The sequence below is a fragment of the Anaerococcus sp. HMSC075B03 genome, assembly GCF_001815585.1.
GTDB lineage: Bacteria > Bacillota > Clostridia > Tissierellales > Peptoniphilaceae > Anaerococcus > Anaerococcus vaginalis.
In genome coordinates this window covers 24,688-36,523 of the sequence record NZ_KV821164.1, presented here as the reverse complement: position 1 = coordinate 36,523, position 11,836 = coordinate 24,688, and the positions used below count along the sequence as shown (strand labels likewise).

Annotated in this window: 9 protein-coding genes; 8 read left to right on the top strand and 1 reads right to left on the bottom strand. The window is 28.6% G+C overall.

All coding sequences use genetic code 11. From position 1 onward, the window contains the following. On the top strand, positions 1-402 hold the full coding sequence (locus HMPREF3045_RS00980) for a PTS sugar transporter subunit IIA (RefSeq protein WP_070736774.1): 402 nt from the start codon (positions 1-3) through the stop codon (positions 400-402). 335 nt (positions 403-737) lie between these two features. On the opposite strand, the gene HMPREF3045_RS00975 is transcribed toward HMPREF3045_RS00980, so the two are convergent. Beyond that, the gene (locus HMPREF3045_RS00975) at positions 738-2,057 is read right to left on the bottom strand and encodes a C1 family peptidase (RefSeq protein WP_070736773.1); all 1,320 of its coding nucleotides are present in this window, start codon (positions 2,055-2,057) and stop codon (positions 738-740) included. Between the two features lie 259 nt (positions 2,058-2,316). Here HMPREF3045_RS00975 and HMPREF3045_RS00970 point away from each other — a divergent pair, with 259 nt between their 5' ends. From HMPREF3045_RS00970 to HMPREF3045_RS00940, 7 genes are read left to right on the top strand one after another with little or no spacing between them, the layout of a single operon-like run. Next, positions 2,317-3,753: an LCP family protein gene (locus HMPREF3045_RS00970; RefSeq protein ID WP_070736772.1), complete on the top strand. Its 1,437-nt coding sequence runs from the start codon at positions 2,317-2,319 to the stop codon at positions 3,751-3,753. A gap of 45 nt (positions 3,754-3,798) precedes the next feature. Beyond that, a complete protein-coding gene (murJ, locus tag HMPREF3045_RS00965) occupies positions 3,799-5,322 on the top strand; it encodes a murein biosynthesis integral membrane protein MurJ (protein ID WP_070736771.1) in 1,524 nt (507 codons plus the stop codon). 18 nt (positions 5,323-5,340) lie between these two features. Beyond that, positions 5,341-7,302, top strand: a complete 1,962-nt coding sequence (locus HMPREF3045_RS00960) for a polysaccharide biosynthesis protein (protein WP_070736770.1) — start codon at positions 5,341-5,343, stop codon at positions 7,300-7,302. Then, the gene (locus HMPREF3045_RS00955; protein ID WP_180362993.1) at positions 7,302-8,522 is read left to right on the top strand and encodes a DegT/DnrJ/EryC1/StrS family aminotransferase; all 1,221 of its coding nucleotides are present in this window, start codon (positions 7,302-7,304) and stop codon (positions 8,520-8,522) included. Before HMPREF3045_RS00960 ends, HMPREF3045_RS00955 begins: the two co-directional genes overlap by 1 nt. A gap of 7 nt (positions 8,523-8,529) precedes the next feature. Continuing rightward, positions 8,530-9,210 carry a sugar transferase gene (locus tag HMPREF3045_RS00950; protein WP_341465021.1) on the top strand — a complete coding sequence of 227 codons (681 nt, stop codon included), beginning with the start codon at positions 8,530-8,532 and terminating at the stop codon, positions 9,208-9,210. 14 nt (positions 9,211-9,224) lie between these two features. Continuing rightward, positions 9,225-10,532, top strand: coding sequence for a glycosyltransferase family 4 protein (locus HMPREF3045_RS00945; protein ID WP_070736768.1), 1,308 nt, complete (start codon positions 9,225-9,227; stop codon positions 10,530-10,532). Beyond that, positions 10,501-11,820 carry a nucleotide sugar dehydrogenase gene (locus HMPREF3045_RS00940; RefSeq protein ID WP_070736767.1) on the top strand — a complete coding sequence of 440 codons (1,320 nt, stop codon included), beginning with the start codon at positions 10,501-10,503 and terminating at the stop codon, positions 11,818-11,820. The genes HMPREF3045_RS00945 and HMPREF3045_RS00940 overlap by 32 nt, the downstream gene beginning before the upstream one ends. The last annotated feature ends 16 nt before the right edge of the window (positions 11,821-11,836 follow it).

The window sequence follows — 11,836 nt, the reverse complement described above, 5'->3', positions numbered from 1 at the left end:
ATGAGAGGAATTATAATTGCAAGTCATGGGAAATTTGCAGAAGGAATGTATGATGCTATAAAAATGTTTTCTGGAGAGCTGGAAAATTTTTCATACATTTCACTACTACCAGATCAAGACTTAAAGAGTTTTATTGAAGAATTAAAAAATAAAATTGACAAAGTGGACACTGGTGATGGTGTAGTTGTTTTTTGTGACTTACTATATGGAACTCCTAGCAACATAGTTTCAAGTTTACTAAAGGAAGAGATTTATAAAGGAAAATTAGAAATAATATCTGGAATAAATCTTGCTACTGTTTTGGAATATACAAACACAAGAAATGAAATATTTGATAGAAATAAACTTTTGGAGGTTGGGAAATCAAGTATTGCATCTGTGAATGATATAATTGAAAAATAAATTACCTTTTAAGATTATAAAAATTGAGAATGAAATTTTAATAAATAAAAATCCTAGTATAAATTTCTTTATTTCTAGGATTTTTATTATTCTAATTATAAAAATACGCCATAAAACATTTCGGGAAAAATCGTTTCCGCTTGCTTTTTCGATTTGCTGAGGTATAATTTTTTACAAGAAGTAATACTACTTTTGTAAATTTTATAAAGTTGAACTTTGTTTAATCCCGGACTTATTTATTTTATACCGTATAACGTTCTTCTTTATTTTCCCAGCTTAGGCTGGGTTTTTTATTTGTATTAAGCCCAGCTTTGTAAATTTATTTTTCAAAGATTTTATTTTATATTTTTTAGCATTTTATACATCGGGTCAAACTCATCATAATAGATTTTTTCCTTATCAAAGGCAGACAAAACTTTTTTGGTTAAATATTTTTTGTCGACTATTAACTCGAAAGTATTTTCCCTAAACCATTTGTCAGTCATAGAAAAATATCCGTCGTGTCCATTATCTTCTCCCCATGAATTTTCAATTTTCCAAAATTTTACGTCTTTATCTTTTTTGTCAAATCCTGTAAGATTCATGGCGTGGCAGGCTGAAGAATATCTAGAATCAATTCTTTGTGCTTTTGTCATTTTGTCAAAATTGGTAAAAGTTTGGTCAAAATTAAATAAATTCTCATCCATAACTCCGCTTTCTCTGTCTTTATCTATGTCAACATCGCAAGCAAACCACATTGTTTCATTGTTTTTTATGGATTTTTGAGCGGATTTACTCATTGTATCCATGTCAACATTAATTCCAACAAGATCTGGCAAATCTACTGCATTTTTTGCGTTTTTATCAACCAAAATCCTATTGTAAGGATGTCTTGGATCATTTAATAATTTTATTTTTCCATCAAAAAAATCCCCAACGTACTTATCAAAAAATTTCTTTGGCGTCATATCTTTTTCGATTTTGTAATTGTTGTCCTTGTCATAATATTTAAAATCAAAATTTTCAACAGGTTTTCCAATGGATTTTACAAAAATATTGTAGGCATAGGATAGACCTTTTTTTCTTAAAATTTCAATTTCTTTTTCGTCATCCGTCGCTCTAATATCCATAGCGATTTTTTTGAGGGCATTTTCCAAAGTATAAAACATAAAAGTAGATTCCTCTGTATGGAAAAGTTCGCCCATATTTGTTTTTGGCACAATTCCATATTTTTTTATCAAATAATAGAAAAATTCAAAATATCCCCCGTCTTCTGGTGTTGAATAAAAAACATCTTCAACTTTTCTATCTTTAATATCCAAATTTTTTGTATCAATAACTCTTTGCAAAAACAAATTTGCCTTTTCCATATTGTCATAAAAATAAAGAAAAGACTCAGAAAGCTCAAATTTTTCCATATTAAGTTTTTTGGCAATATGCATTCTAATCATATTAAGCCCCGCAAACATCCAACATCTGCCAGTCTTTTTTTGATTAGTTACATCTTTAGTTTCAACTTCATTAGAAAAAATAAAATCATGTTTGTTGATAATATTTTTATTTAAAGAAGCCTCCATTATCCCCATATTTGAAATGGCATTTTCAATAACTTTATTTTTAGGATCTTTTTCATAATTTTTTTCTAATTCTTTAAATATTCTTTCATCTAATATCATAGGTCACCTCTTTCTTTGGAAATATTATACTTTCAACAAAGCAAAAAACGATAATAACTTGTTTTTTATATTATAGTAAGAAGTTTTATTTGTTTATTTAAAAATTATAAAAGAAATTTTAAAAATCAATTTTAAAAGTTGTGAAAATCGCAAAATTTAAATGTTTGAAGTGCTTTATTATTGACAAATTATACAAGTTGTTATATCATTGTTTGAGAATAATTACAAATTTTAAATGTAAGGAGAATTTTCCGAAGATATGTTTAAAAACTTAATATCTAAAATTTCGATTTTTTTATCAACTATTGTATACATAATATTTTTTTATTTTTTAAATAAATATAGCATTTTGCCAGTGAAATATAGGTTTATAGTTTTGGGACTTATATTTTTACTTATTTTTGGATTTTCTTTATTGATTTTCAAAAGAAAAAAGGCTGGCAAACCGATTAAAGCCTTTTTTATAATTGTGCTTTTGTTTGTAAGTGCAGTGGAAGGCTTATTTATTTCTTACGCAAGTACTTCAATACAAACTGTTCAAAAAATCAATCAAAAAAAAGAAGTGAATAAAACAAAAATGTCTTTCGTTGTTTTGAAAGAATCTCCAATTGAAACATTGGATGATTTGAATGAAAATCAGGTTGCCATAGCTAAGCAAGTGGACAAAGAAAATGTTAAACAAGCTTTAGAAAAATTCAAAAAAGAAAAAGGCGATGATTTAAATGTTGAGGATTTGGGAGATTATTTAACTTTGGGTAATAGCTTAATTAATGGAAATGTTCAAGCTGTTTTATTAAATGAAGGCTTTAGGGAGATGTTAGACGATAATATTGAAGGATTTAGCCAAAAAACTAGAGTTTTAAAATCTTATTCTGTTAAGGGAGATCAAAAATTAAATCAAAACAATGAAGTTGAAAAAGATCAAAGTTTTAATGTATATATTTCAGGAATAGACACTTATGGAGATCTTGCAACTGTATCAAGATCTGACGTGAATTTAATAGTAAGTGTAAATCCTAAAAAAGGAAAAATTTTAATAACAACAATTCCAAGGGATACTTATGTAAATATAGCTGGAATGGGAGATTATGCAAATGATAAATTAACTCACGCAGGTTTATTTGGAGTAAACACTTCTATAAAAACTTTGGAAAATTTCCTTGATATAAATATAGACTATTATGCAAAAGTAAATTTCACAACTCTTATACAACTTATAGATTTATTGGGTGGAGTAGATGTTGAAAATCCTGTTGCTTTTGAAACCAATGGTGGCAAATATTTCCCACAAGGAACAATTCACATGAATGGAGATATGGCTTTGGCATATTCAAGAGAAAGGTACCACCTTGCAGAGGGAGATTTTGATAGAGGAAAAAATCAAGTGAGAGTAATGACAGGAATTATAAGAAAATTATTGTCAACAGAAACACTTTTGAATTTCAATTCGATTGCAGAAGTTGCACTTGATTCAGTAAATACAAATATGCCTTATGATAAAATGATAGAATTAGTAAATGGGCAAATAGATGATGCCAAAGACTGGAAAATAAAAAGCCAAGCCGTAACAGGAACAAGCGAACCAGGACTACCATCATACCTAATGCCTGGAAGTAATTTATACATGATGAGAGCGGATGAAGAATCTATTGACCAAGTTCATGATGGGATTTTGAAAAATAATAAAAATAAGTAGTAATAAATAGAGAGTTATTCTCTATTTATTAGATTGGGGAAATAAATGGGTCAAACAACCATATTAATAATGATTTTAACTTTAATATCTAAAATATTTGGTTTTGCAAGGGAAGCTGTCATGGCGGCTTTCATTGGCGCTGGAGATTTAAAATCAATTTATACAACTGCAACAACAATACCAACTGTAATATTTAGTATAGTTGCCTCTGGAATACTTTCTGTATATATTCCTACATTTAATAAAGCTAAAAATGAAGGAGGAGAAGAAGAGGCTAACAAATTTACTAATGATTTGGTAAATGTTTTAATGTTTTATGGACTAATTTCTTTCCTTATAATAATTGTTTTAGCTAAGCCAGTATCAAAAATTTTATCTCCAGATTTGAGTGGTGAATGGCTAGATATGGCTGCGAATTTCACTATTATTATGATGTTTTCAACTTTTGCTTATCTCTATGGTGGAGTTATAAGGGGATATTTGAACATAAATAATAATTTTGTAGATCCAGTTTTAATAGCTATAATTATGAATGTTTTTATAATTGCAGCAACAGTATTGACAGGGATATTTGGTAATCCGTATATTCTAATTGTTGGTGCCTTGTTGGGAAATGTTTTACAATTTGCAAGATTCCCATTTGCTGCAAAAAAATTAGGATTCAAATATAAATTAGGATTAAATTTCAAAAATAAATATGTAAAATATTTTATGGTTTTATTATTGCCTATAATATTATCAAATGCTGCAAGCCAAGTTTCTTTAATAGTAGATAATTCTATGGCTTCAGCAATTTTTGGAAAAGTAAGTATATCTAAATTGTTTTATGCTAAAACTATGCTTGGATTTATAACAGGTGTAGTTACTACAACTATTGCTACTATGTCTTTTCCTGAAATAGCTAGACTTGCTCAAAAGGGACAAATGTTAGAAATGAATAATAAAATAAAGTCAGCTATTATTTTTACTTTGATTTTAATATTGCCAGCTACATTTGGAATGATAAGCCTTTCAAATCCAATTATTAAATTGGTTTTTGAAAGAAATGCTTTTACAAGTGAGGATACAAAAATAGTTGCATCACTTTTAGTATCCTATGCTCCTTTTGTGATTTTTGCTGCGATTACAGAAATTGTTTCTAAAGGATTTTATTCTTTAGGAGATTCAAAAACCCCTGTAATAATAATTTTATTACAACAATTAATTAATATTTTTCTAAATGTGGTCCTATCAAAATTAATAGGATTAAATGGATTAGCATTATCAACCACAATTTCTACTGCTATTGGAAGTATAATTATCATATATATTTTTGAAAGAAAATATGGGAATAATGATAGTAAATATAATATAGGTTCTATAATTAAATTAATAATAATCTCAATTATTATGAGTGTAATTGCAAGATTGGCTTATAATGTGTCTATAAAAGTATTGCCTTTAATTTTAAGCGTTGGCTTATCAGTTTTACTTGGTGGTTTAGTTTATTTTATAGGTATAATAATAATTAAAGTTCCTGAATTCGAAGAAATTATCAATTCTTTTAAAAATAGAAAATTGAAGAAATAGTTTATAAAAGAGGTTAAAATGAGTTTTGAAAAACTATTGAATAAAAAAACCGTAACGTTATTAATATTTGACATTGCTATAATAAATTTATCTTATCTTTTTGCATTAATTTTTAGATTTGATGCAAGTATTACAAATATTCCTTTAGAATATTTAAAAAATTTTGAAAATTATGCAATTATTAATACACTAATCACAATTGCGATTTATTCATTTTTTAGGATGTACAAATCCATTCTAGAATATATATCATATAATGAATTAATTAGAATTACTCAAGCTGTTATCCTATCAGGACTAATCCATATTTTAGGAATCACTAAATTATTTGGAAGAATGCCTATATCATATTTTGTTTTTGGATTATTAATTCAATACACAATGACAGTGGCATTAAGATTTTCAAAAAAAATGTTCATACAAGGAAAATATAATCTATTAGACAAAAATCCAGAATTTAAAAAAGCAATAATAATTGGGGCAGGATCAGCTGGTCAGACAATAAAAGAAGATATAAACAAATCAAACAGACAGGAAAATACAAGCATAAAAGTAGTTGCATTTATTGACGATAATCCAGAAAAAAAAGGTCAATACATTGACGGAACGGTTATTTATGGGGGAAGAGAGTCAATAAATGAATTAGTAAATAAGGAAGACATAGATCTAATATTAGTAGCACTTCCATCAGCCCAAGAAAACCAAAAAAGAGAAATTTTACAAATATGCAATGACACAAAGTGCGAAGTAAAAGTTCTACCTGGAATATACCAATTAGTTTCAGGAAGTGTTTCTATGTCAGGAATGAAAGATGTCCAAATAGAAGATTTATTAGGACGTGATCCAGTAAAAATATTTTCAAACGAAACTTTTGATTACCTAAATGACAAGGTTGTTCTTGTTACAGGCGGTGGAGGTTCAATTGGATCAGAGCTTTGTAGACAAATCGCCCAATACGGACCAAAACTTTTGATAATATTTGATATATACGAAAACAACGCCTATGAAATTGAACAAGAGCTAAAAAGAAATAATAAAGATTTAAAATTCATTACCCTAATAGGATCAGTAAGAGACTATGCAAGAGTAAAAAAAGTATTCGAAACCTACAAACCAGAAATAATATTTCACGCAGCAGCTCATAAACACGTACCATTAATGGAGGTAAGTCCAGTAGAAGCAATAAAAAATAACGTAAGAGGAACCTACATAGTAGCTCTACTTTCATTAATCTACGATGCAAAAAGATTTGTTCTAATCTCAACAGACAAGGCAGTAAATCCAACATCAGTAATGGGAGCAACAAAAAGAGTTTGCGAGAAAATAATCCAAGGAATAAATGACATTAGAGCAAACAAAGAATATGAAAAACTTGCAAAAGTAACAATAAACGATGGAGATAGAATAATCACCATAAATCCAAAAGATTACTTACAAGAAAAAAATCCGAAAACAGAATTTGTAGCAGTAAGATTTGGAAATGTCCTAGGTTCAAACGGATCAGTAATTCCACTTTTCAAAGAACAAATAGCATCAGGTGGACCAGTAACAGTAACCCACCCAGAAATAATCCGCTATTTCATGACCATAAAAGAAGCAGTAAAATTAGTATTACAAGCAGGCTCAATGGCACAAGGCGGAGAAATATTTGTACTAGATATGGGAGAGCCAGTAAAAATAGATTACTTGGCAAGACAATTAATAAAACTATCAGGATATAAACCAGATATAGATATGCCAATAGTATACACAGGCCTAAGACCAGGAGAAAAATTATACGAAGAAAGACTAATGGACGAAGAACTTTTATCAGATACAAAAGTAGAAGGAATATCCGTAGGAAGACCATTAGAATTTTCAAGAGAAGAATTTTTCCAAAAATTGGATAAAGTAATAAACCAAGAAAATATAGACGAATTAGACATAGTTGTTACGATAAATAATTTAATAAGTACGTTTATAGGAAAGGGTAATAAATAATGACAAAAAAAATGAACATACCATTCTCACCACCAGACATTAGCGAAGAAGAAATTAATGAAGTAATAGATGCTTTAAAATCTGGTTGGATAACAACAGGACCAAAAACCAAAAAATTAGAAAAAGATTTGCTAGAATTTACAGGAACAAATATAGGAGTTTGCCTAAATTCTCAAACAGCAGCGGCAGAAATGACTCTTAGAGTTTTAGGAATTGGAGAAGGCGATGAAGTGATAACAAGCGCCTACACTTACACAGCGACAGCCTCAGTAGTAGAGCACGTTGGAGCAAAATTGGTTTTAGTAGATACCCAAGAAGAAAATTTAGAAATGGACTACGAAAAATTAAAAGAAGCCATAAACGAAAAAACAAAAGTAATAATTCCTATAGATTTGGGAGGAGTTCCTTGCGATTACGATAAAATATTTGAAATTGTAGAAGAAAAGAAAAATTTATTTAAAGCAAACAACGAAATTCAAGAAGCCTACAACAGAATAATAGTAATGTCAGATGCAGCTCATGCTTTGGGAGCAGAGTATAAAGAAAAAAAAGTAGGATCAGTAGCAGATTTTTCAAATTTTTCCTTCCATGCAGTAAAAAATTTCACAACAGCAGAAGGTGGATATGCAACATGGAAAGACAAAGAAGGAATAGACAACGAAAAACTCTACAAAAAATATCAATTATTATCCCTTCATGGTCAATCAAAAGATGCCCTAAGCAAAACAAAGCTTGGATCATGGGAATATGATATAGTAGGACCCTGGTACAAATGCAATATGACAGACGTATTAGCAGGAATAGGACTTGCCCAAGTAAAAAGGTATCCAACACTTTTAAAAAGAAGAAAAGAAATAATAGAAAAATACGACAAAGCCTTTAGACCGTTAGGAATAAAAACTCTAAACCACTTTGACCAAAATCATAAATCATCAGGACATCTTTATATAACACAAGTTCCAGGAATAGATACAGAACAAAGAAACAAAATAATAGAAGAAATGGCAGAAAAAGGAATAGCATGTAATGTTCACTACAAGCCACTTCCATTACTAACAGCCTACAAAAATCTAGGATTTGATATAAAAGATTATCCAAACGCCTATAACCACTACAAAAACGAAATAACCTTACCTCTTCATACAAAACTTACTGATGAGGAAGTTGATTATATAATTGAAAATTATAGATTTATAACAAATAAATATATAAAAAGGTAAAATGATGTTGAAAAAATGGGATGATTTGCCTTTAGAAATGCGAAAAGATGAAATTCTATCATATTATAAAATTCTCAAAAAGAAACAAGTTAGTTTATTCTTGAAAAGAATATTTGATATAATTATGTCTTTAATATTGATAATAATACTATTTCCATTACTAATAATACTAGCTATTTTAATAAAAAAAGATTCTAAAGGAGAAATTATATATAAGTCTACTAGAATAACTCAGTATAATAAAGAATTTCAGATTTATAAATTTAGAACTATGGTAAAAGATGCAGATAAAATAGGTAGTCAAGTAACTGTAGGTAATGATAATAGGATAACAAAAATAGGAAAGACACTCAGGAAGTATCGACTTGATGAAATTCCTCAACTTTTTAATATTTTAAAAGGAGACATGAGTTTTGTAGGCACAAGACCTGAAAGTCCATATTATGTAAAGCATTATACAAATGAAATGTATGCAACCCTATTGCTAAAAGCAGGAGTAACATCAGAAACAAGCATAGAATATAAGGATGAAGCAAATTTGCTTAGAGATGAAACTGACACAGATAAAATATATATAGAAAAAATATTGCCAGAAAAAATGAAATATAATTTAAAAAGTGTTAGAGACTTTTCTCTTGCAAAAGATATAAAAACTATGATAAAAACAGTTATAGCTGTATCAAAATAGAAAAGGTAAAGCGAATGGAAAATTCAAAAGAAAATAAAAAATATAAAATATGGTTTTTTCATCATTATGCAACTCCACCAACGTCTACAGGACTTGCAAGACCATATTATTTTTCTAAATATTTAATAAGAGAAGGTCACGATCCTACAGTTTTTGCATCCTCATATCTTCACTATTCTAATGAACAGATTATTAATGATGGTAGTTTATACAAGAAAGACCAATCAAGCGGAGTGCCTTTTATTTATGTAAGAACTCACTCTGCCACAGGAAATGGCATAAATAGAGTTATAAATATGTTTGACTTCGCTAAGAATTTGTATAAGGTTGCTAAAAAAGAAGCTAGAGAAAAAGGTAAACCTGATGTAATAATTGCTTCCTCACCACATCCTTTAACAATGATTGTAGGAAACTATTTATCGAAAAAATTAAATGTACCGTGTATTTGTGAAGTCAGAGATTTATGGCCAGAAAGTTTAATAGAATATGGATATGTTAAAAGAAATTCTTTGTTAGAAAAAATTTTATACAAAGGAGAAAGATGGATATATAAAAAATCATCTGCTTTAATATTCACAATGCCAGGCGGTCCAAAATATATCGAAGATATGGGGTGGATTGATTATATTGGTTCTGAAAAAATTCATTATGTTAATAATGGAGTTGAGCTGGAAAAATTTGATGTAAGTGCAAAAAAAGATATTCTCAATGACAAAATACTAGAAGATAAGAATTTTATAAATATAGTATATACAGGCTCAATTAGAAAAGTTAATGATTTAGATTTCATTTTGGAAACTGCTAAAATTATAAAAAATAATAAAATTAGATTTATAATATATGGAGATGGAAATGAAAAGGAAAATCTAGAGAAAAAGTGCAAAAATGAGAATATAAATAATGTTAAATTTATGGGAAGAGTAGAAAAAAAATACATACCTTATATTTTAACAAAATCTACATTTAATTTATTGCATTATAAATCGTCAGGTATAATGAAATATGGTGGAAGTCAAAATAAATTATTTGAGTATCTAGCATCTGGTAAGCCTACAATTCAAACTTTTCCAGGTAAATTTTTAATAATAGAAAAATATGATTGTGGTTATGTTCTCAATGAGCAAAAGCCAGATGAATTAGCAAAACTAATAGAAAAAATTTCTGATAATGAGGATATACGTATCAAAAAAGGTTTAAATGCAAGAAAAGCTTCAATAAATTATGATTATGTTAATTTAACAAATAAATTATTAGGTGTAATTGGAAATGTAACAAAAAAGGAGAATAAAAATGGACAAAAACAAAATTTTAGAAAAAATTAAAGACAAATCATTAAAAATAGGCGTAGTAGGATTAGGATATGTTGGTTTGCCACTTGCTGTAGAAAAAGCAGGGGCTGGATTTGAAACAACAGGATTTGATGTTCAAGCTGAAAAGGTAGAAAAAGTAAATAATGGAATTAATTATATAGGCGATGTAATTCCTGAAAAAATGAAACAATTAGTTGATGAAGGCAAATTAAAGGCGACAACAGATTATTCATTTATAAAAGATATGGATTTTATAGCTATCTGCGTACCTACTCCTTTAAATGCGCATCAAGCACCAGAGTTAGATTATGTTAAATCAAGTGCTACAGAGATCGGAAAACACATGAGCAAAGATACAATGATTGTATTAGAATCAACAACTTATCCAGGTACAACAGAAGAATTAATTAAACCAATTCTTGAAAAAGAATCAGGATTAAAATGTGAAGAAGATTTCTATCTAGGTTTTTCACCTGAAAGAGTAGATCCAGGTAATGCGGTTTATAAAACTAAGAATACTCCAAAAGTAGTTGGTGCTATAGGCCAAGATGCACTAGATTCAATAGCGGCAGTATATAATGAAGTACTAGAGGGAGACGTTTATAAAGTTACAAGTCCTGCAGTTGCAGAGATGGAAAAAATTCTTGAAAACACATTTAGAAATGTAAATATAGGACTTGTAAATGAGTTAGCAATTTTATGTCATGAAATGGATATAGATATATGGGAAGTTATTAAAGCAGCATCAACAAAACCATACGGCTTTATGCCATTTTATCCAGGTCCTGGTCTAGGTGGACATTGTATACCTTTAGATCCATATTATTTAACATGGAAAGCAAAAGAATATAAATTCCACACATCTATGATTGAAAGTTCTATGATTATAAATGATAAAATGCCACAATATGTAATTGATAGAAGTATGGAAATACTAAATAAAGATAAAAAATCTCTCAATGGAGCTAATGTTTTAGTTTTAGGAATTGCATATAAAGCAGATATTGATGATTATAGAGAAAGCCCATCATTAGAAGTAATCGACAAATTAAAAGCTTATGGAGCTAATGTAAAATTCTATGATCCATATATTACAGAATATAAGTACAAAGGAAAACTATATTCAGATGGACTTAAAGAATTAAGCGATGAAACAATCAAAGAATCAGATCTAATTGTAGTAACAACAAATCACTCAAAAGTAGATTACGAAAGAATTTGTAAGTTATCTAAACGTGTATTTGATACAAAAAATGCTTTAGTAAATGTAAAAAATAGAGATAAAATAGATGTCCTTTAGAAATAATAGGGAGATA

Excerpts from the sequence above, each read along its gene's own strand:
- HMPREF3045_RS00980 (WP_070736774.1), top strand. The coding sequence starts at position 1 with ATGAGAGGAATTATAATTGCAAGTCATGGGAAATTTGCAGAAGGAATG.
- HMPREF3045_RS00975 (WP_070736773.1), bottom strand. The coding sequence starts at position 2,057 with ATGATATTAGATGAAAGAATATTTAAAGAATTAGAAAAAAATTATGAA.
- HMPREF3045_RS00970 (WP_070736772.1), top strand. The coding sequence starts at position 2,317 with ATGTTTAAAAACTTAATATCTAAAATTTCGATTTTTTTATCAACTATT.
- murJ (WP_070736771.1), top strand. The coding sequence starts at position 3,799 with ATGGGTCAAACAACCATATTAATAATGATTTTAACTTTAATATCTAAA.
- HMPREF3045_RS00960 (WP_070736770.1), top strand. The coding sequence starts at position 5,341 with ATGAGTTTTGAAAAACTATTGAATAAAAAAACCGTAACGTTATTAATA.
- HMPREF3045_RS00955 (WP_180362993.1), top strand. The coding sequence starts at position 7,302 with ATGACAAAAAAAATGAACATACCATTCTCACCACCAGACATTAGCGAA.
- HMPREF3045_RS00945 (WP_070736768.1), top strand. The coding sequence starts at position 9,225 with ATGGAAAATTCAAAAGAAAATAAAAAATATAAAATATGGTTTTTTCAT.
- HMPREF3045_RS00940 (WP_070736767.1), top strand. The coding sequence starts at position 10,501 with ATGGACAAAAACAAAATTTTAGAAAAAATTAAAGACAAATCATTAAAA.